We start from the raw sequence: 23,201 nt of genomic DNA, 5'->3' as shown, positions 1-23,201 counted from the left end.
GACGAGCGCCTACGTGCCCACACACACCGTCAGCCACCCGCGAAGGGTGGGAGGACGTCGACGCGCGGAGTCAGCGCGACCGACGGGTCGCGGGTGAGTTCGTCGCCGACCAGGTAGGCACAGACGGCGAGCATCTTGTCGAGGTCGGGACCGTAGCACTCGGCGAGGGTGGTACGCAGGTCGGCGACGGTGGCGTCGGCCGGAAAGTCCAGGGTTTCCCGGTCCTTGCCGACGACGTCGGCAATCGCGGCGAAGTAGCGGATCTCAACCACCGATGGCTCCCATCGTGCGTTCCGGCGGGACGAAATCCTCGGCATCGATCCCGTGTCCCGCCCATTTGTTCCACATGGCGCCGCGCCAGATGGTCGCGATCTCCTCGTCGTCCGCGCCCGCCCGCAGTGCTTGGCGCACATCGAATTCCTGATCGCTGAACAGGCACGACCGCAGCATGCCGTCGGCGGTGAGCCGGGTCCGGTCGCAGGTATCGCAGAATTTGCGGGTCACCGTCGCGATGATGCCGACCGCCGCCGGACCGCCGTCGACGAGCCATTTCTCGGCCGGAGCGGCGGGATCCGACCGGCCGACCTCGGTCAGCGTGAATCGGGTACCGAGCACGTCGAGCAATTCGGCCGCGGTCACCATATTGGCGCGGGCCCATTCGTGATCGGCGTCCAGCGGCATCTCCTCGATGAACCGCAGTTCACAGCCCTCGTCCAGGCACCAGCGCAGCAGATCCGGCGCACCGGCGAGGGTATCGCGCATCAGTACGGCATTGATCTTCATCGGCGCCAGTCCGGCGTCCCTCGCCGCGCGGATGCCCGCGAAGACAGATTCGAGCCGATCGCGGCGGGTCAGGCGGGCGAAGCCGAGCCGATCCACGGTATCCAGCGAGACATTCACCCGGCTCAGCCCGGCGGCCGCGAGCCCGCGGGCCCGATGGGCGAGTCCGACGCCATTGGTCGTCATGGACAGCGGGACCCCGGGCACCCGCTCGTGACACCCCGCGACGATCCGCTCCAGATCGCGGCGCAGCAGCGGCTCACCGCCGGTGAACCTGACCTCACGCACCCCCAGCTCCCGCACCGCGAGCGTGACGAGTCGCACAATCTCCTCGACCGTCAGCAGTTCGTCCTGCGGAATCGCGGGCAGGCCCTCCTCGGGCATGCAGTAGGTACATCGCAGCGAACACTTCTCGGTGATCGATACGCGCAGATCGCGTGCGGTGCGCCCGAATCGATCGACCAGGTACGGCGTGTCCGGCCGCCCGTCGAGTGAGGGCAGCCTGGACCGCACGGCGGGAATCCCCATCTCGACCAGCGTCACAAGTCCATTATGACCGGTCCGCACGCTGTGCCCATGGGCGGACCGCACCATCTCGAGCTCACAAACTCCGAGTTCAGCGGGTGAGCGTTCGTGCGATACGACAAGAGAACTCGCTACCGCTGGGCGATTAGGCTGGCCGTATGACCTCGCGTGCCGACACCTCCGGTGGCCACCGGCCCAGCCCGCCCGCCACCGCCCGGTCCGTCGACGCCTACCGGGACACCATCGAGGCGCTGCTGCGACCGCTGGCCGCCCGCGCGGTCGAATCCGTCGCGGTGCCGGCGGCGCTGGGCCGACAGCTGGCCGACGATATCCACGCGCCGGTCGATCTGCCGGTCTTCCGCAACTCGGCGATGGACGGCTACGCGGTGCGTGCCGCATCGGTGGTGGTCACTCCGGTGACGCTGCCGCTGGTCGGTGTGGTCGCGGCGGGTGCGGCCGGACAGACGCCGTTGCCGCTCGGCGCCGCGATGAAGGTGATGACCGGTGCGCCGATTCCGCCCGGCGCCGATTGTGTGGTGCCGGTGGAGGATGTGCACAGCGATGACGCGACGGTGACCGTCGAGCGGGGTCGCACCGAGGGTGAGTTCGTGCGCGAACCGGGCACCGATGTGCGCACCGGTGAGCTGCTGGCTCGCGCGGGCACCCTGCTGGCCCCGCGTCACATTGCCGCACTGGCGGCGGTCGGACTGCCGAATGTGCCGGTATTCCAACCGATTCGGGCGGCGGTCATCACCACCGGCGACGAATTGGCCGCCGCCGGAACACCATTGCGCCCCGGCCAGATCTACAACTCCAACGGTATCGCGCTCGCGGCCGCGCTCAGCGCCAACGGCGTCAGCGTCGTGTCGGTGGAGCACAGCACCGACGATCCGGTGAAATTCCGCGCATCGCTTTCCACCGCAACGAAATCCGCCGATATCGTCTTCACCTCCGGCGGGGTGTCCAAGGGCGATTTCGAGGTGGTCAAGGAGGTATTGCAACCGCTGGGCGGTGAATTCGGCTCGGTCGCGGTGCAACCCGGTGGGCCACAAGGGCTTACCGTCGTCAACGGCGTGCCGGTGCTGAGCTTTCCCGGGAATCCGGTGAGCACCATGGTGTCCTTCGAGGTCTTCGCGCGCCCGATGCTGCGCCATATCGCGGGCCTGCCCGAGGTGGAGATCTACGAAGTACCGCTGCGCAATGCGGTGCGCTCCCCGGAGGGACGACGCCAATTCCTGCGCGGTCAACTGGTGCGCGACGACGCCGCCGCGCCCGGATTGCATCGCAGGCCGACGGCCGTCGAGGTCGCCTCCGGTCCCGGTTCGCATCTCATCGCGGGCATGGCCTGGGCGGATGTCTTGATCGATGTGCCCGCCGAGGTCACCTCGCTGCCGGTCGGCGCACCTGTGCGAGTGTGGTCGCTATGAGTGAGTTGTCCCATGTCGACCGGGAAGGTCGCGCCCGCATGGTCGATGTGAGCGCGAAGTCCGACACCACTCGGATCGCGGTCGCGGCCGGTGAGCTGCGCACCACCGCCGAGGTGGTCGCGCTGGTGCGGGCCGACGATATGCCGAAGGCCGATGTGCTCTCGACCGCGCGAATCGCCGGTATCGCGGGCGCGAAAAAAACCTCCGAACTCATTCCGCTGTGCCATCAGCTGGCGTTGTCCTCGGTGAAGGTCGAATTCGGCTTCACTCGGGACACCATCACGATCGAGGCGAGCGCGAAAACCAAGGGCCCCACCGGCGTCGAGATGGAAGCGCTGACCGCGGTGGCGGTGGCCGGACTCACCCTGCACGACATGGTCAAAGCAGTCGACCCCGCGGCGACGCTCAACGGCGTCCGGCTGCTCACCAAAGAGGGTGGCAAACACGGGCATTGGGAGCGGCCCGCAGAGCAGGCTCCCGTGGACATCCCCACCCTCGCCGACGAACCAGAACCCACGGAAGACATTGCGCCGGAAGAGCTCTCGGATTCCGACCAGCGCACCGCCGTCGTCCTGGTCGCCTCCACCGGAGCCGCGATCGGCACCAGAGCGGACACCACGGGTCCGGTACTCGCGGAATGGCTTGGCGGACTCGGTTTCTCGGTGCGCGGCCCGCTGATCTACGCCGACGCCGAAATCGACATCGGCCTGGCCGACGCCCTGCGGTTCGAGCCGTCGCTGGTGATCAGCACCGGCGGCACCGGCGCCTCCCCCACCGATGCGACACCCGAGGCGACGCTGGCCGTCCTGGATCGCGAATTACCCGGTGTCGCAGAGGTGATTCGGCAACGCGGCACCGCGAAATTCCCACTGGCCGCGCTCAGTCGCGGCGTGGCCGGACTTGCGGGCCGATCGGTGGTGGTGAATCTGCCCGGCTCCCCCGGTGGTGTCAAAGACGGCATGGCGGTGCTCGAGCCGCTGCTGGATCATCTGCTCGCGCAAGTAGCCGGAGGCGGCAACCATGACAACAAGTGAATTCGCGGCCGTACGCCTAACCGGTATCAGCGATCAGCCACTGGATCCGGCGGCGGTCGAGGCGGCGGTGACCGGACCTGAGCACGGCGCCATAGTGGTTTTCACCGGCAAGGTGCGCAATCACGATGGCGGACAGGCGGTTTCCGCTCTGGAATACTCGGCGCATCCGGAAGCTGAACGGTTCCTGCGAAATTGCTGTGCGGAACTCGCCGAGCGCTCCGGACTCCCGGTCGCGGCCGTCCACCGAATCGGTCAGTTGACCGTCGGCGATCTAGCGATCGTCGTCGCGGTCGCCGCCCCGCACCGCGCCGAAGCGTTCACCACCTGTGCGGAATTGGTGGATCGGATCAAACACGAGGTGCCGATCTGGAAGCGCCAACTCTTCGCCGACGGACTCTCGGAATGGGTGAACGCCTGCGGGTAAAGGCCCATTGCCTGTGCATAACGGCGATGTGAGCGCCTGATGTTGTTACCCGAAACAACACTGTGACGCGAATTCAGTGACGATTCAATAGGCGCGGGATAGCGTTCTCCCGCACGAGGACGTCGATCCGCGGTAGGAGGGGCGCATTGGGAACCGATCAGGTACTGCTGCACAGATTCGTCATCTCGCAGCTCACGGATGCCGGGCTGGATCGGGATCGACTGATCCGCGAGACCGGCCTACCCGAATGGACCATGGTCGGCGCGGACGTACACCTGCCGAGTCACACCTTCTCGCGACTCTGGGAACTGGGCGAACACGGGCTCGGCGATCCGAACGTCGCATTGCACGTGGCCAGTCGCTACAAACTCAACAGTCTCGGCCTCTACGACTACCTGTTCGCCACCGCGCCGACACTCGGCGCGGGCCTAGCGACCTGCGGTCCCTACGTCTGTGCGGTGACCACCAATCATAGGTTCGAACTCGTCGCCGAGAACGAGCACGAGGTCACCCTCTACCTCGACATGATCAATGGCGAAGGCCGCGGCCGGGATCTCACCCAGGTGTGGGGCCTGGCGGCAGTGCTCAGCAGGGCACGGCGTGTAGTCCGGATCCCGCTCGTCCCGTTGCGGGTGGCATTGCGGCAGCAGGCACCGGCCAAAATCGACACCTTTGTCGAGGTATTCGGCACTCCCGCCATCGAATTCGGCGCACCGGTCGATGCGATGACCTTCCGCGCCGGCGATATGAATCTGCCGCTGACCACCAGCGATCCGGTACTGGCTGCCGTGCTGCAGCCGCTCGCCGATGCCCTGCCGCCACCGCCACCCCTGGCGACCGCATGGCCGGATCGAGTAGCGAGCGCACTGGCCGAGGCAATGGCGGACGGTGCAGTATCGCTGGATCGGGTGGCCCGCCGGCTCGCCACCAGCCCGCGGACGCTACAGCGGCGGCTGATGGAGGCGGGCACCACCTGGCGGATGGAATTGGAGCGGGCGCGCAATGCCCGGCTCGCGCAGGCGAGTACCGAGGGCGCGGTACTGAGCCGAACACGCCAAGCCGAACTGCTCGGATATTCGGATGTGGGTTCGATGCGGCGGGCGGCCCGCCGTCGATCCATGACCCAGCTCATGTACCGATCGGAACTACCGGCCTGATCCGCCGCATCCCCACGCGCCGCATCCCCTATCGTCACGCCTGGCCGTTCAGACCTTCAGGAAGGCCGCCGCGATGCGCCAGAAGGTCGCATCCTCGATAGCGCGAAAATCCCAGCTGTCGGCGATATCTCGGGTTGCGGCGACGATGGCGGGCACGTCGAAATCGTCACGCGTCGCGGTGCCCTTGGCCTCCAACGCGGCGACCACGTACGCGGTGGCACTCTCCCAGGTCTCGGACACGGAACTCTCCAATCGGTCGTAGAGACAAATACGGTCGATCACGGTTCTTGGGCCGAACCGACACCGCGCGCGCCACGTTCGCTCCGTTGCGCACATGCCGCATGCGGCGGGGCAATGTCTCAGTTCTATGTCGGCGCGATCGCCGCGCCAAGTACCGAACGCGCCAGCTTCGAGCAGAACGCGCCAACCTTTCCCGGCGTCAGTGCGGGGTGTAGCGCCAGACGCCGAGCATGGCTTGTTCGTCCAGCGGTTCGGCGGCGGTGTGCACGGTATCGTGCAGCCGCGCCAGTGCCGCGTCGGCGGGCAGACCCGCACCGATCAGCACCAATCGGGTCGTGTGCGATTCACCGCGCGACCAGGAGACCGGTTCGAAGACGATGTGGCGACCGACCATGTGCAGCACGAACTTGCGGCGTTCGGCGGCGACACCGAAGGCGGCGAAACCCTTGGCGCGGAACAGGCCGGGCGGCGGATCCTCGAGGAATTCGACCAGGCGGCGCGGATCCAATTCCCGGTCGCTGGTGAAGGACACGCTGGTGTAGTCGTCGTGCAGATGCCGGTGCGGCCCGCAGCGACTGCTTGCGGGGCGCTCGAAAATATCGGCATGGTCGTGGTGGTCATGGTCGCGGAGCAGTTCGTCGAAGCTCAATTGTTCGGCGACCCGCGGGATTTCCCGCAGCGGCTCGTCGAAGAGCAGGCCGGGGTCGATGCGGCCACGGGTGGTCGCGTACACCGGCACCTGCCGGATCAGCTCGGTGATCTCCTGCCGCAAACCGTCCAGCCGATCCTGCGACACCCGATCGGCCTTGTTGAGCACTACCAGATCCGCCAAGCGTAGATGGGTGGCCAGCTCGGGATGACGCTCGCGACTGTCCGGGAACTGCTCGGCGTCGACCACCTCGACCAAACCGCCGTAGCGGATGCGCGGGTTCTCGCTGCCGACCACCATCCGAATCAGATTGCGCGGTTCGGCCAGTCCACTGGCCTCGACCACGATCACGTCGATCTTGGCACGCGGCTGCGCGAGCTTGGTGAACAAGTCGTCGAGTTCGCCGACGTCCACCGCACAGCAGACGCACCCGTTGCCGAGCGACACCATCGCATCGACCTGCCCGGCCACCAGCATGGAATCGATATTGATGGCCCCGAAGTCGTTGACCACCACCCCGATCCGCGTGGCCCGGTTATTGCGCAGCAGATGATTGAGCAGCGTCGTCTTCCCGGATCCGAGGAACCCGGCGACGATCAGAACAGGAATCCGCTCGGCCACCCGGCTGAGTCTATTGGCAGCGCCTGCGGCGTTGCGTGTTCGCGGCCCCCTGGTGTGCGGTGGCCTCGCATTCGCTCGTCCAAGCGCAACGAACGCGGGCCACTCGCGACTAACTCCACAGTCAGGCGACTGTGTTACTTGGTCGGGCCGAGCAGGGTGCTGGCCAAGGTGTAGGCGAAGTTGATCAGCTCCGAAGTGATCACGGTGTTGTCCATACCGAGGGACTTCGCCAGCGGGAGCATCAGTTGCATGATCGTGCCGACCAAGGCCGGCAGGGTACCGGTCGTGTTCGGCGCTGTCTGGCCCGGCGACAACTGAGAACCGGGCGACTGCGGGGTATTCGGCGAGAGCCCATAGCTCTGTGGTGAACCCGCTTGCGGAGTACTGGGCGACTGCGCCGATCCCGGTGTCTGCGGATCGGGTGAGCTCGGCACCTGCGCGTAGCCCGGTGCCTGGGTGTACCCCTGCGGCGGATTCGATGACGCGGGTGCGGTCGGCACCGTCCCCGAGGAATTCGGGGCCACCGCGGGTTCGGGGACGGCCTGCGGCTGCGGGATAGCCGAAGCCTGCACTCCACCAGGAGCCTGCTGCGCAGCGGGAGCCTGCGGAGTATCCGACACCGGAGCCGAGGCAGTCCGATCGGTCGACCCGGTCTGCGCCGGAACCGCCCCCTGCGCCGCCGTCGCCTGCTGCGGTGCACCGAGCAAGAAGCCCACCAGGCCGGTCGTTATGGCCAGCGCGTGTTTGACCTGGCCCTCCGGACTCTCCAGCAGTGCGGCGTCCTCGGCATTGGCGCCATTGCCCATCTCGATGAAGACATCGGGCACGGTGGTCAGCGCCGGACCGGCCACATCCGCCCGGGTCTGCAGACCGTCCTGCGCGCCCGCATAATTCGCGGCCGGGAATCCGGCCTCGAGATACGCGTCGCGCACCGCCTTCGTCGCGACGAGACCGGGTCCGGACTGGACCTGATCGGCCTTCGGATCCGGGATCGGCAGCTGCGGCACGATCAGATGGAAGCCGCGGTCCTGCGCCGGTGCGCCATCGGCGTGGATGCTCACCGCGACATCGGCGCCGGAAGCATTGGCGGCCTGTGCGCGTTCATCGACGCAGCCGCCCCACCCGGAGTCGTCCTGACGGCTGAGCACCACCTTGGCGCCCAGATCCTGCAGGGCGGCCCGGACCAGGTCGGCCACCTTCCAGTTGATGGTGTGCTCCGGCACGCCGTTGACGGTGGTCATGCCGGTGGTCTGGCAGTCCTTGGTGCCGCCGCGACCGTTGCTCACTTGCGTTGCCAAATTCTCGGCGTGGTTGGGCCCCTGATGACCCGGGTCCAGGAATATCGTCTTGCCTGCGAGTTTCGTCGACATATCCGGCGCTGCCGGATCCGCGATCGCGGCCGGGGTCAGCCCCGACAGCGTCACCACCACGGCGGCCGTGACGGCGCCGCAGATACCGGTGCTGATGATGCTTGGCTTCATGTGCGGTGTCGGTGCCCCGGGACGGAGCACCCCTCCCTTCCCACTAGTAACACCAAACCCAGTGGTCCACTCTGGCAACGCCAGCATCAGCAAAGCAAGCTACGTTATCGAAATGTTATCGATGCAGTCGAGTGTATTCCCGCTGATCAGACGACCAAAACGCGGCTCACGCCGCCGTGAAACGGGGATTGCCAACCGGATGCGGGCTCAGGCCCCGATCGGCAAGCGACGCAACGACCGCAGCGCATAGTGCACCCGAGTCTTGACCGTGCCGACCGGGACGCCGAAGTCATCGGCCACCTCTTGATAGGCCCGGTCCCGCAGGATCACCTCCACCACGGCCGTGCGCTGCAGTTCGGGCAGCCTGGCGAGAAGCTCGGCGACGAGCAGACCGTCGACGAGACGTTCGGCGAAGTCCGGATTCGCGAAGCGGACATCGCTGAGCTCGGTGATCTCATCCCAGCCGGTATCGGCGGGCCGGGCGGCGCGGGCGCGGGCGATATCGATCATGACGTTGCGTTCGATGGCGAGCAGCCAGGTGCGCACCGTGCCCTTGCGTTCGTCGAACCCTGAGCACGAGCGCCAGGCTCGCAGCAGCGTCTCCTGCACCGCGTGTTCGGCGAGGCCCGAATCGCCGAGTCCGCGCATGGCGCGCCAATGCAGGAGCGCCCGGTCCGCGGCGAGCACGGAGGCGAGCCCGTCCTCGGTACAGAGCCCAGCACATGCCACCCCGCAAGTCGACCGCCTGCCCGCGACATCGACAACCACCGGACAAATACCACTCATATAAGAGATATCGCGGGAATGCGGGCGAGTGGAATCACACCCGATGCGGAATCTGGCGATTCCACCGAAATCGACCATCGAGTCTGGTAGACCTTGGCCCCGGAGATACGGGGATCTCCGCAGGTCAGCCGCCAGTGGCGGCTAGAGCACAATTCGAGGAGACAGCAGTATGCGTGCAAGCACGCTCGTGATCGCGGGGGCAATGGCGTCCACCGTGACACTGCTGGGCACCGGCACCGCGGCCGCCCAGCCGAGCAACACCATTACCGAGGATGGCGTCTACCTGGTCGGCGTCGATATCTTCCCCGGTACCTGGGAGGGCCAAGGCACACCCGACCCGGCGGTCGGCTGCGACTGGCGGCGGCTGCGCAAGGTCGAAGGCGATAACACCGATCAGCACTACATCATCAATAACGACTTCACCAGAAACCGTCCGGTCCGCGCCGAGATCGCCCCGACCGATGTCGCCTTCAAGACGGTGAACTGCGGCGCCTGGCACATGGTGCCACCGAGCACGGGCTCATTCGGCGGCTGAGCCGAACCCCACGGGATATTGACTCGCGTTCAGTAGCCGCTATGGTTCGCAACCATGACGCGGAGCAAAATCCTGATCACCGGCGCGAGCGCCGGACTCGGTGCGGCCATGGCGCGAGATTTTGCAGCCATGGGCCGTGACCTGGCTCTATGCGCCCGCCGCCTGGATGCACTCGAGTCCCTGCGCGACGAACTCACCGCCGCGCACCCGGGTATTACCATCGCGGTCCGCGCGCTCGACGTCGATGACCACGCGGCCGTCCCACGGGTTTTCGCGGAGCTGCGCGATGAACTCGGCGGAGTGGATCGGGTGATCGTCAATGCCGGTATAGGCAAAGGCGCGCGGATCGGCACCGGCCGTGCGGATGCCAATATCGCCACGGCCACCACCAATTTCGTCAGCGCCCTCGCCCAGACCGAGGCGGCACTGGAGATCTTTCGTGCCCAGGAGTCGGGGCATCTGGTGCTGGTGTCGTCGATGAGCGCGGTGCGCGGGCTGCCGGGCAAGAAGGCCGCATATTCCGCGAGCAAGGCCGGACTGGCCGCTCTCGGTGAGGCGCTCACGGTCGAATTCGCCAACTCACCGATCGCGGTGACCACACTGCTTCCCGGATTCATCGCCACCGATATGGCGGCGAAGGCCGGTGACGCACGCATGGTCACGCCATTGGCGAAGGGCGTCGCGGCGATGGTGCGGGCGATCGAGCGCGAGAAGATCCGCGCCTGCGTTCCGGGGTGGCCGTGGCGGCTCATCGATGTGGTGCTGCCGCATCTGCCCGGCGCGGTCGTCACCCGGATGAGCTGAGCGCATTATGAGGGCCTGAACCCGCCAGAAGTCGACGGGCGGGATTGCTGGACTGGAGCGCATGTCCACAGCTCTTGTGTCCTCCCCCAGCACCGTCGCCCGGTCGCCGCTGATCCGGTGGCTCGCCGTCGTCGCGGTGATGCTCGGCATCTTCTCGATCGTGACCACCGAGATTCTGCCGATCGGCCTGCTGACCTCGATCGGAGCCGATTTCACGATCTCCGACGGCATGGCGGGGCTGATGATGACCCTGCCCGGTCTGCTCGCCGCGATCGCCGCGCCCCTGGTGACCGTCGCTGCCGCGCGGATCGATCGCCGACTGTTGCTGTGCGGCTGCACGTTATTGCTGGTGATCGCCAATGCGGTGGCCGCGCTCGCACCGGAATTCTGGGTGGTACTCGCCTCCCGCGTGCTGATCGGAATCACCATCGGCGGCTACTGGTCGATCGCGGCCGGACTGGCCGGCCGATTGGTGCCGCCGGAGTCGGTGCACCGGGCGACGGCGGTGATCTTCTCCTCCGTCCCACTCGGCTCGGTGCTCGGCGTGCCCGCGGGCACGTTCGTCGGCAATGTCGCGGGCTGGCGGGCCGCGTTCGTGATCTTGGGCCTGCTGTCCGCGGTGGTGCTGGTACTGCTCGCGGTCGCACTGCCCGCGCTGCCCGCCGAGCAGGCGCGTCGCCTGACCACACTGCGCATCGGTCTGCGCGGCGAGAGCGTCCGAATCGCTTTGCTGGCAACGTTTTTCGTGGTGATCGCGCAGTTCGGCAGCTACACCTACGTCACGCCGTTCCTGGAGCAGGTCACCGAGGTGAGTGCGGGCACGATCACGGTGCTGCTGCTGACCTACGGTGTGGCGGGCATTGCCGGAAACTTCCTGGGCGGCACCTTGCTCGACCGTCCCCGTCTCGCGCTCGGCTTCGCGGCGAGTGCGATGGCGGCCGCGATGCTGCTGCTGCCGTTGCTGGGGCGCTGGGAGTTCGGTGCGATCGCGCTGCTCATCGTGTGGGGTATCGGATACGGCGGCGTGCCGGTGGTGCTGCAGACCTGGTTCGCCGATGCGCTGCCCGATGCGCCGGAGGTGGCGTCGGTGCTGTTCACCGCGTCATTCCAGGCGACCTTCTGTGTCGGTGCACTGGTCGGCGGGGTGATCGTGGATCGGACATCGCCCGGGACGGTGCTGCTCTACGGCGGTGCGACCGCGCTGCTCGTACTGCTGATTACCTCAGGAGTAATCGACGCGCGCCGGGTGCATCGGGCAAGCTGACTTCATGATCGACGAAGTGGGCACCAAGCTCTTTCACCAGTCCATGCCGTTCACCGAGCGCCTCGGAGTCGAGGTGCTCGAACACGGGACCGAATTGGTGCGCAGTCGAATCGCCTGGGACGAATCACTGTGCACGCTGGGCGGAGTGCTGCACGGCGGGGTGCTGATGTCGCTCGCCGATGGGACCGCCGCGGTGTGTGCGTTCCTGAATCTGCCCGAGGGCAAGCAGGGCACGACGACGGTCGAATCCAAGACGAATTTCCTGCGGGCCGTGCGTTCCGGCTATGCGACCGCGACGGCGCGACCGCTGCACGCGGGACGGTCGTTCATCGTGGTGGAGACCGAAATCCGTGACGACGCAGATAAACTCGTCGCCAAGGTGACGCAGACCCAAGCCGTCCTCTGATCCCTCACTTTGCCAATGTGAACTGCATGACATCGATGTGCCCGCTGCGGAAGTACCGGGCACATCCGGTGAGATATTTCAAATATCTGGCGTAGACCTCCTCCGAGGCGATCCGCACCGCCTCGTCGTGCCGGTCCGCCAGCGCGTGCGCCCACTGATCCAGCGTGCGCGCGTAATGCAGGCGCAGCGGCTGGATCCGCTCGGTGCCGAACCCGGCCTGCCCGGCCAGGCGGGTGACCTCGGCGGGCTGGGGTAGCTGCCCGCCGGGGAAGATCTCGCGCCTGATGAAGATGTGGAAAAGCGCGGCCTCCCTGGTCACCGGAATATTCATCCGGCGTAGGTCGTTGAGGCTATGACCGATGATCGTATGCAGCAGCATCCGGCCATCGGGCGGGAGCGTGCGGTAGCAGCGCTCGAAAAATGCCGGGTACCGCTCGCGGCGGAAATGTTCGAACGCACCGATGCTGACGATCCGGTCCACACCCCCGTCGAACTCCTCCCAACCTTGCAGCCGGATCTCGACGCCCGCCACACCGCGCCGACCTATCTCCGAGCGGACGTGCTCGTACTGATTACGGCTCAAGGTGAGACCGACGACCTTCACACCGTAACGCTCGACCGCACGGAACATCGTTGCGCCCCAACCGCATCCGATGTCGAGCAGGGTCATCCCGGGCCGCAGATCCAGTTTGCCGAGCGCGAGATCGATCTTGGCGAGCTGTGCTTGTTCGAGGGTCACATCGTCGCGTTCGAAGTAGGCGCAGCTGTAGGTCATCGAGGGGTCGAGGAATAGCCGGTAGAAGTCGTCGGAGACGTCGTAGTGCGATTGGACTTGCTGGTAGAACGGTTCGAGTTCGGCCATTGCAGCTCCTGCCTTCGGTCGGTCCTGGCCGGATATGGACTGATACGAGACACACCGACGAGCCGTTCGCACGAGCGGCTACCGATACGGAAACGTGGCCTGCACCGTTTGCCGTGACCGAGCTGTGACCATTGCGCGACACCCGTTGGACGATGTATCCTCGGCCCTGTCCTTGTGGATGTTGGTATCCCGGCCGATCAGAGCCGAACTCCCGCAAGATTTCTCGACTTCCCGACCACGATGGTGGTCCACCTCGTTCCCGGAGCCCACAGGGACATTCACCGCAGCGAGCCCACTCGCCGCTGCCTCACACGGCCGTTCGCCGTACCCCATGCAAAGGAAAACCCATGAAAGACACCACATTTCCCGTATCACAAGACGGGGGCGCGGCGGCCGAGACCGCCCAGTACCCCGTACGATCCGTCAGCGGCATCCTCGATATCGCCGACAACCGCGCCGCCACCCTCCGGGTCGACGGCTACCTCCCCGGCCCGCGTGACGTGCACGTACCGCCCCGGCTCATCCGTGAATTCGGTTTGCGCCGTGGCGATTTCATTATCGGCACGGCCGAGCCCGCACGCAGCGGCAAGCTCGATCCGCTGGTCCGCATCGAATCGGTCAACGGTCAGGATCCCGAGCGTGCCCGGCCCGGCTTCGAGGATCTCGTCCCCATCTACCCCAACCAGCGGTTGCGTCTGGAAACCGAACCGCATGCCATGACCACCCGGGTCACCGATCTGGTCATGCCCATCGGCAAGGGGCAGCGCGCACTCATCGTCGCGCCGCCCAAGGCGGGCAAAACCTCTGTGCTGCAAGCGATCGCGCACGGTATCGCGAAGAACCACCCGGAGTGCGAACTGATGCTCGTACTGGTCGGCGAGCGTCCCGAGGAGGTCACCGATCTGGCCAGGTCGGTACCCGCCGACGTCGCCGCCGCCACCTTCGACCAAACCCCGCGCGAGCAGATCGCATTGGCCGAACTCGCCATCGAACATGCCAAGCGCCTGGCCGAAATGGGCAGGGATGTCGTCGTACTGCTCGACTCACTGACCCGCCTCGCCCGCGCGTACAACAACGCCGCACCGTCCTCCGGGCGGGTACTTTCCGGTGGCGTCGATGCCGCCGCGCTCGCGCCGCCGAAGAAGTTCCTCGGCGCCGCACGCAATTTCGAGAACGGCGGCTCGCTCACCATTATCGCCACCGCCCTGGTGGAGACCGGTTCGCTGGCCGACACCGTGATCTTCGAGGAGTACAAGGGCACCGGCAATGCCGAGCTGAAACTGGATCGCGCGACCGCGAGCCGCCGGGTCTTCCCGGCCGTCGATATCGCGCAGTCCAGCACCCGCAAGGACGAATTGCTGCTCACCCCGGACGAATTGGCGGCCACCCAGCTGCTGCGCCGCACCCTCGCCGCGGTGGACGGTCAGCAGGCCACCGACCTGCTGCTGGAGGGCCTGCGTCAGGCTCCGACCAATGCGGAATTCCTGGCCCAACTCGGCGCCAAGCGGCACTGATCCGCTTGACACGTCTCCATTAAGGCTCCTTTAAGGCCCTGTCAAGCTCTCCGAGGAATATTTATTACAGCCCGATCGGGCCTGTCTTCGGAGGGGGAGACAGGGCCGGTCGGGCGCTTTCATCGTATTCCGTTCGGGCTCAGCCCAATTCGGTGGCGAACAGCTCGGCGGTCCGCTGCCACGAATCCTGAGCTGCGGCTTCGTCGTACGGTTCCCGACCGGGGAAGAAGAAGGCGTGCTTCGCACCCGGGTAGACCACCGATTCGTGCCGCACACCAGCCTGGCTCGAGGCCGCCTCGACTTGTTCGCGCTGTTCGGCATCGATGACGTGATCGAGTTCGGCGAAGAACAGCAGCACTCGCACATCCCCCTTGGCGATGTTCTCGGTCGCGGCCAACAGCGGCTCCGGCCTGCTCAACGCGGTGCCCGCGGTGGTCAGCCAGCCCGGGTAGAAGATCGCCGCGGCATCCAGGTCCAGTCGGGTGGCCGCGAAGTAGGCAAGGTGGCCGCCGAGGCTGAAGCCGAGCACACCGGTCTTATCGGTAGCACCGCCGTGTTCGCGGGCATAGGCGATAGCCGCCCGGAAGTCGGCCTCGACACCATCGCGGGTGAGTTCGCCGAGCAGGCCGAAGGCACGCGTCCGGTTCTCGTCGGTCTCGGCCAGTCCCGCAGCCGTTTCCGGACCCGAGCGGTGATAGACGTTCACCACGAAGGCCACATAGCCGAGCTCGGCGACCCGATCGACGATCCGGCGCGCGTCCTCGGTGAGTCCCCACAACTCGGCGCCGACCAAGACGGCCGGAAATGTGCTGTCGCCCTCCGGTCGAGCCAGATAACCGTTCAGCGATGAGCCGTCCACATCGAGGTCGAACTGCCGAGAAACGATCTTGTAGGTCATGGGATACAGCCTATGGCCGTTCGTGGTCCGCGGCACCCGGTGCGAACTTCATCGCACCGCGGTCTTCGGCCAGGCGCGGGCGAGGCCGAGCAGATGCCGGAGTTCGGCGTCGAAATCGCGTGCGGTGCTGGGCAGCCGGGGGCCGGAACCGACCACGGCGGGCAGTTCGCCTGCCTTTCTGGCACGCACGGCGTGTGCCAGTCGGTGTGCGTAATCGGTTATCTCCCAGTCCGATTCAACCCTATGCGGTGGCAGGGTCGCGGCCGGGAGGTAGGAACCGAGATGCAGCATCGCATCGCGGATTTCCACGGTCATGCGGAACAGCCGGGTGACCGAATCCGCACCGTGCCGTGTGTCGGCGGGCAGCACGATCTCCGGGACCGCCGCGGTGAGGTCGCGCCACAGCGGCCGCAGTCGGCGACAGATTCGAGCGTCGCGATCCCAACCGGCCAGCGTGAGCAGCGCGCTGAGCAAAGGTATGGCGAGCAGGGTCACGTTGAGGGTCACGCAGAGCACGAAATCGAGTTCTCCACGCGGCAGATGCGGACCGAGGGCGGGTCGCCCCGTCAGCAACTGCGCGGTGGAAAGTGCCTGATTACTCAAGACGAAGCCGCCGCTGATGCCCAGAATCCAGCAGACCACCTGCATCTTGGCGCTGAGGTCGCCCAAGCGCAGCTCGTGGATGCCTGAGAGCAGGAAAACGACCATACTGACCGCAAGCGGTGCGGCATAGGCGATCCCGAAGATCGCCGCGGGCCCGTGCGCGCTCAGATCGACCGGTCGTCCGTTGTCCTGTGCCATCATCCCGGCGAGCAACATGGCGACAGTGGCCGCCGCGGCGACGAAACCGCACCGACGCAGCCGCCGCCACACCACTGTCGAATCGGTCTCGGCGAGAATGTATCGGGCTATGACAAACAGGTGCATGGTTGTCATTTCCACGCATCCCAGCGCGAGGACGTAGACCGGACTGGTGACACTCGTCTGGGCGCATCGGTAGCACAGCAGGGCGGCGATGCTCCAGAGCAGGTTGCGATTGATGAGCTGATCGATGATCGTGTCCCGCAACAACATCAGCCGACCCAGCGTAATGGCGCCGACGTAGCCGAGCACCAGCCAGCCGAGTGTCGCGGGAATCAGTGATGACATCGATATCCTCTCGACGGCGCAACCGTGCCCGTCGGAGGATACCGATGCGAACACGCACGTCATGGTGCTGTGGACCGCTGGCCTCCGCACGCGTCGGGCCGCGCAGCTGTCGCAGGTCGGTAACAAGGTGCTGCCGATCAAGCCGCAACATACGACACCAGCAACCCGCGAGGCTCTGACACAACAGACGTCGGCACACCGGAATTCGGTGTGCCGACGGTGGTTTCGGTGATCAGCCGAGCAGGACGAGCGCGCCCGCGCCGAGGAAGATGCCCTGCACGATGGTGCGTAGCGGCAGCGGCATGGTCTTGATGCCGATATCCGCCCGTGCCGCACGGATATTCGCGGGGAACATCACGATCAGCAGCAGGATCAGGCCCGCAGCGGCCAGTTTGGCGATGGGCGGGATCAAAAGGCCGATCGCGCCGCCGATTTCGAGCAAGCCGGTGAAGGTCACCCAGCCCGCCGGATTGGGCAGCCGCGGCGGCACCATGGCGATCAGTGCGCCGCGCTTCGGCTCGACGAAGTGCGCGCTCGAGGTGAGGGCGAACATCGCGGCCAGCCCGAGTGCGGCGGCGTGCGGCCAGGAGTCGAGCCAACCGAGGTTGCCGAGCCAGCCGATGAACCGAGCGAGTCCGGCGATGACGATGAGTACAACCAGCGGTGCCATCAGAGTCTCCTGTGGGTCGAGCACCAAATCTTGACAGTGACTAGATTAGGTCTGAGCGGGAAACTTGTCAATGGCTAGATTTTGGGCGACCATCGAGACATGGCGAAGAGCGGCTATCACCACGGCGATCTGCGGGCCACCATCCTGGCCGCGGCCGCCGATCAGATCGCGACCGACGGTGTCGACGCGGTATCCCTGCGCGGGCTGGCCCGCCGGGCCGATGTCTCACATGCGGCCCCCGCGCATCACTTCGGTGATCGCGCGGGGCTATTGACCGCACTCGCCATCGAAGGTTTCGACCTGCTCGCCGAGCAGCTGGCCGCGGCCGGACCGGAATTCCGCGAGGTCGCGGTCGCCTACACGCGCTTCGCCCGCGAACATCCCGCCCATTTCGATGTGATGTTCCGGCGCGAACTCCTGCACGCCGACGACGAGCGCCTGGTCGCCGCCCGCACGGCGGCGGGTGCGGCACTGCGCTCCGGAGTCTCGCTCATGCAGCCCGACAACACCGTCGAGCAGCAACAAGCCACCCGCCTCGCCGCCTGGTCACTGGTCCACGGCTTCGCGGCACTGTGGCGCGAAGGGGCACTGCAGGATTCGGCACTCGGTGACAGCTCCGATCCGGAAACCCTGGCCCGCCGGATGATCGCCACCGTCCACTTCGAATGACCACGGCCCGTTCGCCTTTGGCCGTAAATTCTCTGACATGGATATCCACGCCTACCCCACCGAGGCGAGCACCCCGGTGGATCTCGCCGAGGCACAACGCCTCGCCGACCACTACCTGTCCACCGACAACGGCGTCAGCAACCTGCTCACCGAATTCGACGCGGGGTTCACCGTCGTCGCCATCTTCCCGCCCCCACCGGGTATCGACCCACACAACCCCCCACTGCCCCCGACCATCGGCGGTTCGGTCTGTGTCATCGACAAACCCACCGGCGCCATCTCCTACTGGCCCACCTACCCCACCCCCGTGGTCGCCGAACAGTACACGCAGGCAATGCAATCCGGCCGCCTGATCATCGAGGACAGTTGGCCGGAAGACGACTGAGGTGTACCCCGCGCCGGGTCGGGCACTTCTTCGCGGTAGACCACCGTCCGCACAGCGAGTGGATGACGTACGTAAGCATGGCGAGGGTGATGGCCGATACCAAGGATGCCATTCTTACGCTCCCCGGACGCCGGTAGCCCGATCAGATACGCCCGCGCTCACGGCCGCGGCTCGGCCCGATAGAACACCCGCCACCCGCGCGAACACCTCGTCGAACGCTGTGCGCCACGCTGAAATATCCTCGACTACAGCATCCTCCGACACAAGCTACCGCAGGATCAACCGCCTTGCAGTACAACAAAACACAGCTATCTCACCTGGCGGCACTACTGACTTGGATGGAGAATCCACGCTGACGCGGCGATGCCGCCGCAACCGCACAATTGGAGGACACGGCACGATGAGCGCATCCCGGAGCACCCTCGACATGCCCACCACGGCAATGGATCGGGCGCTGCGCGTTTTAGGCGCCCCCGACAATCAACTGAATATCGGTGCAGTTCTCCATTTGGACGGACAACCGCCCCACCTCGCTGACATCCAGGACTACATCGCTGCCCGGCTGGCCGCTCTGCCAGCGTTGACCGCATGGATGCCCCGTGGAGCCCGGCATTGGACGGTGGCCGACAACATGGACCTGACCAACTACGTCGTCGAGCATATTGTGCCCACTCAGGAAAATCTGGAACAGGTCGTTTCCGAACTGGCGAGGACTCGGCTGCCGGAGGACGGTCCGCACTGGCGGATGTGGTTGCTGCGCGGCTACGCGCCTGATCGGTACGCCCTGCTGTATCTGGTGCACCACTGCGTGCAAGACGCCGCGGGAACAGTACGAACATTGGAGTCGCTGTTCGCACCTGGTATCCCCGAGAGCGAATCGTCCGCCATATATCACGGTTTCGCCCAGTACCCTCACGCGTCGGCCCGCACACGAGCGCAGTGCGTCTCGATGAGTTTGCAGAGCATGCGGAGCCTGGGCGCCTGGGACCTGCCTGGGCGCCAGTCCTCGCGCGAGATCGGATTCGCATGGGGCCGCGTACCTACCAGTGCGCTCGCCTCCGCTGCCCGCGCTTTCGGCGGCACCCGCAATGACACATATGTCGCATCTATCGCCGACACGCTCACCCGTTGGCAGAGCGAGATCCGCGGGAGTGCCGACTTGCCCGACATACCGTTACTGGTGCCTGCCAACGTCCGTCGCCCGGACGAGGTGGCCTTGGCGGGCAACAGGACAGCCACCACCTACCTCAGATTGCCAGGAGCGCCGCTTCCGTTCGAACAACGGATGACCAGCACCATTCGCGCTACCGCACCGTTGAAGTCACCAACAGTCCGGGCAGCGTTCCGTCGCATCGGCGACGGAACGCCCACATGGCTCATGCGCACAATGCTTTCCGCTATCTCGGCTCCGCGCCGCGCTCCGGCCGTGCTGTCACATGTCGTTTTGCGTCATCGCCTCGCGCTGCACGGTGATCCCGTCACCGCGATCGATCCGATCATGGCCACCCAAGGCGACATTCCGCTGAGCGTGCTTCTACTTGTCTATGGGGACAGCGCCACCGCATGCTTCAGAACCAACGCCGGATTCTCCGGCCTCGACCAAATACATCGCGAGTGGGAACAAACCCTACTCTCGTGGCAGAGCGATGCGGCCACGTCGAGTCGATCCTGATCCGAAAATGATCTTGGTGACCGGGCGCGACCTCCTCTCGACGCGGACCGGGCGTCCATCGGCGGCCCGGTTCCAGATCCGGTGGCAGCCCGACATCGGGCTGTCCGATAGGTAGTTGTGCGCTGCCCGCGGGCTGTGCTACGAGATGTCGGCCAGGTCGAGGACGGAGTGGGGGTAGGTGATGCCATCGGGGATGGGGGCGTCGGGCTGGTTCATCAGGAGGTCGCATTTGCGGCGGGCGATGATCCACGATCCGTTCTGCTGAATCAGTCGGTCACGGTACAGCGTTCGTGACCGGTTGATGAGTTTCGGTTTATCGCGCATCGTCCACTCGACGAACCCGTAACAGGTTCCCCAGATACCGTCGGCGTCCGCACCGACGACGTGATTTGTCATCGCGTGTTGGATCCAGGTGCAGTCGTCATGGAAGGGCACGAAGAACTCCAACCAGTGCTCCATCCCCGAGAAAGGCATGCCCGGGTACTCCGCGACAACGTCGGGGGTGAACAGCGTCCGGAAGAGGTCCCAGTCGCGCGTGTCGATCGCACGCGCATATGCGTTCTGCAATCGCATCGCTTCGATCGCGATACCGGCCAGCTCGCTGCTCGTCATCTCAGCCTCTCCTGGTATTGCCTATTGCCATCCCAGCGACATACCTTATACCCATTTCAATATTTCAGGCACAATTTGTTGATTCGTCCCGAAAGCATCGGGCAAGGTAGCGCATGCACGACCGTATCATTACACTCTTATTGAGCAGAACACGCTCTCGCACACGTCAGGAAGACCCACCGATCGAGCCCCTGGTTGAGGGCTTCTGGTTGCCCACATGAGTGAAATCAGCTGCGTGCGTGGCGATCTCGAGGACACCTCGCAGCCACGGGGTATAGGACTCGGGTGCCGTCGCGATACGTCCGAGCAGCTCGGCGGGGTCGGCCCAGGCGCATTCGGATACCTCGGCCGGGTTGGGGTGGCGTAGGTCGCCGGATATGACGCCGACCAGCACGTGATCCCATTCGTGCTCCACCTGATCGCCGCGTGGGTCGGCGGCTCGATAGCGGTAGATACCCGCCTCGGTCAATTCCGTGACGGTCAGGTTCAGCTCCTCCATCAGCCGGATCGATGCCGCGGCGACCACCTCCTGGCCCGGGGCGGGATGACCACAGCAGGTGTTCGAAAAGCGTTGTGGAAAGCGGGTTTTGACTGCCGCCCGCCGCTGCAGCAAGATCCGTCCGGACGCGTCGTACAGCAGTACGGAGAAGGCGCGGTGCAGGTAGCCGGGTGGGCGGTGCGCCTCGGCCACGGAACGTGATCCGATCGCGCGGCCGTGCTCATCGACGAGTTCGACGAGCAGGGCCTCGCGGTCGGAGCGAATCTCGGTGGTCATGATGATCGTGGCTCCATGGTCTTTCGCGATCCGCTCATCGTTGGCAGAACACCGCGGCAGCCGGAACGACGGCCGCCCAGGCAACGAGCGCGACCATGTATACGAACAGCTTCGCCTGCGATCGGACGAGCGGCATGGCGTCGTCCAGCGGCTTGCCCCAGGTGCCGAGCTGGGTCCGGCCCAGGTAGCCGATAACGATCGACACGCCAACGGCATATACGAGCAAGGTCCAGGTGAATCCCACCATGGCGACGACGGACCCCGCCACGAGTGCGGCGCCGACGGTGATCCGCGTCATCGACTCGAACAGCGAGACGCGCAGACCGAGCGCCACCACCGAGGTCCGGAATCCGTGCTCGGTGTCTTCCGGAATGTCTTCGGCGGTGTTCGCGACGAAAACTCCGGTGGTCGTCAGCCCCAAGCCGAGAATGGCGACGAGCGCGGGTATTTCGATCGGGCGGTCGTACAGCCGGAGCACGACAATGCCAGGAAAGACCATGGTCATGATGTAGGTCCAGGGGATCTGCCAGAATCCGGCGGCCTTGAAATGCCAAGGTGGCAACGAATATTCGAGCAGCAACAGGGTACCGACCGGAATGATCAGCAGCAGATCGAGATGCCCGGTCGCCACGGCGAGGTAGACGGCACCGACACCGATGCCCGCGGTGGTGAGGTAGATCTGCCAGGCTACGAATCGCACGCCGAGATCTCGAACCATGCGGGAGAACTTGGATTTGTATTCGACGTCCACCCAGCGATCGGCCAGGCAATTGGCGACGTGCAACAGTTGAATCGCGACGGCCAGCACGACCGCGGCCACGATCATCGGCGCCGACCAGATCTCTGCGCCGGTGTGCGCGCTGAACAGGACATCGGCCACCATGACCGCACCCGACATCGGCGCGATTTCGGGGCGGGTCAGCCACAGTGCGTAGTTGATCTTCGTGCGCAGCGGCAGCGGACGCCCCTCCTCGCCGGGGCCCGCGGTGAAGATGCGGCGCAATTGTGCACGCAACGAGGCTTCCCCGCCACTGACTGTGGTGGACATCAGGTCTGCTCCTGCTGGGCATGTCGACGTGCTCGGGCGATACTGCGGCGGAAGAACGGCCGGGACAGATCCTCCGGAAGATTGGCCCACCGCATGAAGAACGTCGTGAGCGGATCCAGCGTGATGTGGTGGCGGCCCCGCTCCAGGCCACGCACCGCAGCTTCGCCGACCTTGTCGGCGGGCATCGGCTTGATCGAACCGGTAATGGCTTTGGTCTCGGCCGGTTTGCGCAGGTTCTCCCTGGCGAGTCCGGGAGTGTCGGTGTCGGCCGGGTACAGCACGGATACCGTCACTCCGGCGGGCTCGACTTCGTAGCGCAGGCACAACCCGAGCTGGCGGACGCTCGCCTTGGTCGGCCCGTAGCTCGAATATCCGGGGATGCCGAGGAAGGCCGCCGTCGAACTGGTCAGCAGGACACGCCCTTCGCCACGTTCGACCATGCCGGGCAGTACACATCGAATGGCATTGACCGAGCCGAGATAGTTCGCATCGTTCTGGATGCCGAATTCATCGCTGTCGATGTCGAGGAAGAGTCCGGGCAGGGTGAGACCCGCGCAGCAGGCGATCACCGCGCAGGCTCCGTTGCGTTCCTCCAGTTCTTTTACAGCGACCGCGAGCCCCGTTCGGTCGGTGACATCGGCGGTGCGCCAGTCGGCCCCGATCCGCTCGGCGGTGGAGCGCAGTGGCGCCTCCCGCCGGGCGATGACCGAGACGCGCGCGCCGCGCATGGCGAACGCGGCGGCCACGGCGGCCCCGATGCCCTCGGAGCCGCCGGTGACGATCACATGCTTATCCGTCCAGCGCACAGTCATTT

At 65.8% G+C, this 23,201-nt stretch carries 25 protein-coding genes and 1 pseudogene; 12 read left to right on the top strand and 14 right to left on the bottom strand.

Going from position 1 to position 23,201, the window contains the following annotated elements:
* Positions 1-29 precede the first annotated feature (29 nt).
* Together ACQPZ2_RS11045 and moaA are read right to left on the bottom strand one after the other, a co-directional pair.
* The gene (locus ACQPZ2_RS11045) at positions 30-272 is read right to left on the bottom strand and encodes a MoaD/ThiS family protein (protein WP_040693948.1); all 243 of its coding nucleotides are present in this window, start codon (positions 270-272) and stop codon (positions 30-32) included.
* Positions 265-1,308 carry a GTP 3',8-cyclase MoaA gene (gene moaA / locus ACQPZ2_RS11040; protein WP_433527389.1) on the bottom strand — a complete coding sequence of 348 codons (1,044 nt, stop codon included), beginning with the start codon at positions 1,306-1,308 and terminating at the stop codon, positions 265-267. Before moaA ends, ACQPZ2_RS11045 begins: the two co-directional genes overlap by 8 nt.
* Positions 1,309-1,463: 155 nt before the next feature.
* Here moaA and ACQPZ2_RS11035 point away from each other — a divergent pair, with 155 nt between their 5' ends.
* The 4 genes from ACQPZ2_RS11035 to ACQPZ2_RS11020 all read left to right on the top strand — a co-directional run bounded on the left by ACQPZ2_RS11035 (position 1,464) and on the right by ACQPZ2_RS11020 (position 5,347).
* Positions 1,464-2,732 (top strand): molybdopterin molybdotransferase MoeA, encoded by a 1,269-nt coding sequence (locus tag ACQPZ2_RS11035; RefSeq protein ID WP_433525453.1) that lies wholly within the window; start codon positions 1,464-1,466, stop codon positions 2,730-2,732.
* The gene (moaCB, locus tag ACQPZ2_RS11030) at positions 2,729-3,766 is read left to right on the top strand and encodes a bifunctional molybdenum cofactor biosynthesis protein MoaC/MoaB (protein WP_433525452.1); all 1,038 of its coding nucleotides are present in this window, start codon (positions 2,729-2,731) and stop codon (positions 3,764-3,766) included. Before ACQPZ2_RS11035 ends, moaCB begins: the two co-directional genes overlap by 4 nt.
* Entirely contained in the window at positions 3,753-4,190 is a 438-nt protein-coding gene (locus ACQPZ2_RS11025; protein WP_433525451.1) for a molybdenum cofactor biosynthesis protein MoaE, read from the top strand. Before moaCB ends, ACQPZ2_RS11025 begins: the two co-directional genes overlap by 14 nt.
* A 146-nt stretch (positions 4,191-4,336) precedes the next feature.
* The gene (locus ACQPZ2_RS11020) at positions 4,337-5,347 is read left to right on the top strand and encodes an AraC family transcriptional regulator ligand-binding domain-containing protein (RefSeq protein ID WP_433525450.1); all 1,011 of its coding nucleotides are present in this window, start codon (positions 4,337-4,339) and stop codon (positions 5,345-5,347) included.
* A gap of 48 nt (positions 5,348-5,395) precedes the next feature.
* Here the strand turns inward: ACQPZ2_RS11020 and ACQPZ2_RS11015 are convergent, their stop codons facing one another.
* From ACQPZ2_RS11015 to ACQPZ2_RS11000, 4 genes are all read right to left on the bottom strand, one after another.
* Positions 5,396-5,587: a hypothetical protein gene (locus ACQPZ2_RS11015; RefSeq protein WP_063046319.1), complete on the bottom strand. Its 192-nt coding sequence runs from the start codon at positions 5,585-5,587 to the stop codon at positions 5,396-5,398.
* 199 nt (positions 5,588-5,786) lie between these two features.
* Positions 5,787-6,857 carry a CobW family GTP-binding protein gene (locus tag ACQPZ2_RS11010; protein ID WP_433525449.1) on the bottom strand — a complete coding sequence of 357 codons (1,071 nt, stop codon included), beginning with the start codon at positions 6,855-6,857 and terminating at the stop codon, positions 5,787-5,789.
* Between the two features lie 134 nt (positions 6,858-6,991).
* Positions 6,992-8,338, bottom strand: a complete 1,347-nt coding sequence (locus ACQPZ2_RS11005) for an N-acetylmuramoyl-L-alanine amidase (protein WP_433525448.1) — start codon at positions 8,336-8,338, stop codon at positions 6,992-6,994.
* A 207-nt stretch (positions 8,339-8,545) separates the two neighbouring features.
* Positions 8,546-9,067: a sigma-70 family RNA polymerase sigma factor gene (locus tag ACQPZ2_RS11000; protein WP_433525447.1), complete on the bottom strand. Its 522-nt coding sequence runs from the start codon at positions 9,065-9,067 to the stop codon at positions 8,546-8,548.
* Positions 9,068-9,293: 226 nt separating this feature from the next.
* Here ACQPZ2_RS11000 and ACQPZ2_RS10995 point away from each other — a divergent pair, with 226 nt between their 5' ends.
* From ACQPZ2_RS10995 to ACQPZ2_RS10980, 4 genes are all read left to right on the top strand, one after another.
* Positions 9,294-9,659: a hypothetical protein gene (locus ACQPZ2_RS10995; protein WP_387289550.1), complete on the top strand. Its 366-nt coding sequence runs from the start codon at positions 9,294-9,296 to the stop codon at positions 9,657-9,659.
* A gap of 54 nt (positions 9,660-9,713) precedes the next feature.
* On the top strand, positions 9,714-10,463 hold the full coding sequence (locus tag ACQPZ2_RS10990) for an SDR family oxidoreductase (protein WP_433525446.1): 750 nt from the start codon (positions 9,714-9,716) through the stop codon (positions 10,461-10,463).
* Positions 10,464-10,524: 61 nt separating this feature from the next.
* Positions 10,525-11,727 (top strand): MFS transporter, encoded by a 1,203-nt coding sequence (locus tag ACQPZ2_RS10985; protein WP_433525445.1) that lies wholly within the window; start codon positions 10,525-10,527, stop codon positions 11,725-11,727.
* A 4-nt stretch (positions 11,728-11,731) separates the two neighbouring features.
* The gene (locus tag ACQPZ2_RS10980; protein ID WP_040693984.1) at positions 11,732-12,133 is read left to right on the top strand and encodes a PaaI family thioesterase; all 402 of its coding nucleotides are present in this window, start codon (positions 11,732-11,734) and stop codon (positions 12,131-12,133) included.
* Between the two features lie 4 nt (positions 12,134-12,137).
* Here the strand turns inward: ACQPZ2_RS10980 and ACQPZ2_RS10975 are convergent, their stop codons facing one another.
* A complete protein-coding gene (locus ACQPZ2_RS10975; protein ID WP_433525444.1) occupies positions 12,138-12,995 on the bottom strand; it encodes a cyclopropane mycolic acid synthase family methyltransferase in 858 nt (285 codons plus the stop codon).
* Between the two features lie 380 nt (positions 12,996-13,375).
* Here ACQPZ2_RS10975 and ACQPZ2_RS10970 point away from each other — a divergent pair.
* Positions 13,376-14,509 (top strand): annotated as a pseudogene (locus ACQPZ2_RS10970) (transcription termination factor Rho, short form); the annotation flags it as partial.
* Positions 14,510-14,648: 139 nt separating this feature from the next.
* Here ACQPZ2_RS10970 and ACQPZ2_RS10965 read toward each other — a convergent pair.
* From ACQPZ2_RS10965 to ACQPZ2_RS10955, 3 genes are all read right to left on the bottom strand, one after another.
* Positions 14,649-15,407 (bottom strand): dienelactone hydrolase family protein, encoded by a 759-nt coding sequence (locus ACQPZ2_RS10965; protein WP_433525443.1) that lies wholly within the window; start codon positions 15,405-15,407, stop codon positions 14,649-14,651.
* 48 nt (positions 15,408-15,455) lie between these two features.
* Complete coding sequence (locus ACQPZ2_RS10960) at positions 15,456-16,556, bottom strand: MAB_1171c family putative transporter (RefSeq protein ID WP_433525442.1); 1,101 nt, start codon at positions 16,554-16,556, stop codon at positions 15,456-15,458.
* A gap of 232 nt (positions 16,557-16,788) precedes the next feature.
* Positions 16,789-17,226, bottom strand: coding sequence for a DoxX family protein (locus ACQPZ2_RS10955; RefSeq protein ID WP_433525441.1), 438 nt, complete (start codon positions 17,224-17,226; stop codon positions 16,789-16,791).
* A gap of 99 nt (positions 17,227-17,325) precedes the next feature.
* Between ACQPZ2_RS10955 and ACQPZ2_RS10950 the strand changes: the two genes are divergently transcribed.
* The 3 genes from ACQPZ2_RS10950 to ACQPZ2_RS10940 all read left to right on the top strand — a co-directional run bounded on the left by ACQPZ2_RS10950 (position 17,326) and on the right by ACQPZ2_RS10940 (position 19,952).
* Positions 17,326-17,895, top strand: a complete 570-nt coding sequence (locus tag ACQPZ2_RS10950) for a TetR/AcrR family transcriptional regulator (RefSeq protein ID WP_433525440.1) — start codon at positions 17,326-17,328, stop codon at positions 17,893-17,895.
* A 37-nt stretch (positions 17,896-17,932) separates the two neighbouring features.
* Entirely contained in the window at positions 17,933-18,280 is a 348-nt protein-coding gene (locus ACQPZ2_RS10945) for a hypothetical protein (protein WP_433525439.1), read from the top strand.
* 442 nt (positions 18,281-18,722) lie between these two features.
* The gene (locus tag ACQPZ2_RS10940) at positions 18,723-19,952 is read left to right on the top strand and encodes a wax ester/triacylglycerol synthase domain-containing protein (protein WP_433525438.1); all 1,230 of its coding nucleotides are present in this window, start codon (positions 18,723-18,725) and stop codon (positions 19,950-19,952) included.
* A gap of 138 nt (positions 19,953-20,090) precedes the next feature.
* On the opposite strand, the gene ACQPZ2_RS10935 is transcribed toward ACQPZ2_RS10940, so the two are convergent.
* The 4 genes from ACQPZ2_RS10935 to ACQPZ2_RS10920 form a co-directional block, all read right to left on the bottom strand.
* Positions 20,091-20,564, bottom strand: coding sequence for a nuclear transport factor 2 family protein (locus tag ACQPZ2_RS10935; RefSeq protein WP_433525437.1), 474 nt, complete (start codon positions 20,562-20,564; stop codon positions 20,091-20,093).
* Positions 20,565-20,730: 166 nt separating this feature from the next.
* The gene (gene idi, locus ACQPZ2_RS10930) at positions 20,731-21,339 is read right to left on the bottom strand and encodes an isopentenyl-diphosphate Delta-isomerase (RefSeq protein WP_433525436.1); all 609 of its coding nucleotides are present in this window, start codon (positions 21,337-21,339) and stop codon (positions 20,731-20,733) included.
* A 34-nt stretch (positions 21,340-21,373) separates the two neighbouring features.
* Positions 21,374-22,387 (bottom strand): hypothetical protein, encoded by a 1,014-nt coding sequence (locus ACQPZ2_RS10925; protein WP_433525435.1) that lies wholly within the window; start codon positions 22,385-22,387, stop codon positions 21,374-21,376.
* A complete protein-coding gene (locus ACQPZ2_RS10920; RefSeq protein ID WP_433525434.1) occupies positions 22,387-23,199 on the bottom strand; it encodes an SDR family oxidoreductase in 813 nt (270 codons plus the stop codon). Before ACQPZ2_RS10920 ends, ACQPZ2_RS10925 begins: the two co-directional genes overlap by 1 nt.
* Positions 23,200-23,201: the final 2 nt, after the last annotated feature.

The organism is Nocardia pseudovaccinii (genome assembly GCF_050942345.1).
In the GTDB taxonomy this organism is placed as follows: Bacteria; Actinomycetota; Actinomycetes; order Mycobacteriales; family Mycobacteriaceae; genus Nocardia; species Nocardia pseudovaccinii.
Note: the sequence above shows the minus strand (reverse complement) of the source record. Positions and strands in the feature narration are given on the sequence as shown.

Coding starts and splice junctions, on each gene's coding strand:
- ACQPZ2_RS10985 (WP_433525445.1), top strand. CDS start 10,525: ATGTCCACAGCTCTTGTGTCCTCCCCCAGCACCGTCGCCCGGTCGCCG.
- ACQPZ2_RS10935 (WP_433525437.1), bottom strand. CDS start 20,564: ATGACGAGCAGCGAGCTGGCCGGTATCGCGATCGAAGCGATGCGATTG.
- ACQPZ2_RS10950 (WP_433525440.1), top strand. CDS start 17,326: ATGGCGAAGAGCGGCTATCACCACGGCGATCTGCGGGCCACCATCCTG.
- ACQPZ2_RS10965 (WP_433525443.1), bottom strand. CDS start 15,407: ATGACCTACAAGATCGTTTCTCGGCAGTTCGACCTCGATGTGGACGGC.
- ACQPZ2_RS10980 (WP_040693984.1), top strand. CDS start 11,732: ATGATCGACGAAGTGGGCACCAAGCTCTTTCACCAGTCCATGCCGTTC.
- ACQPZ2_RS10995 (WP_387289550.1), top strand. CDS start 9,294: ATGCGTGCAAGCACGCTCGTGATCGCGGGGGCAATGGCGTCCACCGTG.
- ACQPZ2_RS10975 (WP_433525444.1), bottom strand. CDS start 12,995: ATGGCCGAACTCGAACCGTTCTACCAGCAAGTCCAATCGCACTACGAC.
- ACQPZ2_RS10945 (WP_433525439.1), top strand. CDS start 17,933: ATGGATATCCACGCCTACCCCACCGAGGCGAGCACCCCGGTGGATCTC.
- ACQPZ2_RS10955 (WP_433525441.1), bottom strand. CDS start 17,226: ATGGCACCGCTGGTTGTACTCATCGTCATCGCCGGACTCGCTCGGTTC.
- moaA (WP_433527389.1), bottom strand. CDS start 1,308: ATGGGGATTCCCGCCGTGCGGTCCAGGCTGCCCTCACTCGACGGGCGG.
- ACQPZ2_RS11005 (WP_433525448.1), bottom strand. CDS start 8,338: ATGAAGCCAAGCATCATCAGCACCGGTATCTGCGGCGCCGTCACGGCC.
- ACQPZ2_RS10925 (WP_433525435.1), bottom strand. CDS start 22,387: ATGTCCACCACAGTCAGTGGCGGGGAAGCCTCGTTGCGTGCACAATTG.
- ACQPZ2_RS10940 (WP_433525438.1), top strand. CDS start 18,723: ATGGATCGGGCGCTGCGCGTTTTAGGCGCCCCCGACAATCAACTGAAT.
- ACQPZ2_RS10990 (WP_433525446.1), top strand. CDS start 9,714: ATGACGCGGAGCAAAATCCTGATCACCGGCGCGAGCGCCGGACTCGGT.
- ACQPZ2_RS10920 (WP_433525434.1), bottom strand. CDS start 23,199: ATGACTGTGCGCTGGACGGATAAGCATGTGATCGTCACCGGCGGCTCC.
- ACQPZ2_RS10960 (WP_433525442.1), bottom strand. CDS start 16,556: ATGTCATCACTGATTCCCGCGACACTCGGCTGGCTGGTGCTCGGCTAC.
- idi (WP_433525436.1), bottom strand. CDS start 21,339: ATGACCACCGAGATTCGCTCCGACCGCGAGGCCCTGCTCGTCGAACTC.
- ACQPZ2_RS11025 (WP_433525451.1), top strand. CDS start 3,753: ATGACAACAAGTGAATTCGCGGCCGTACGCCTAACCGGTATCAGCGAT.
- moaCB (WP_433525452.1), top strand. CDS start 2,729: ATGAGTGAGTTGTCCCATGTCGACCGGGAAGGTCGCGCCCGCATGGTC.
- ACQPZ2_RS11035 (WP_433525453.1), top strand. CDS start 1,464: ATGACCTCGCGTGCCGACACCTCCGGTGGCCACCGGCCCAGCCCGCCC.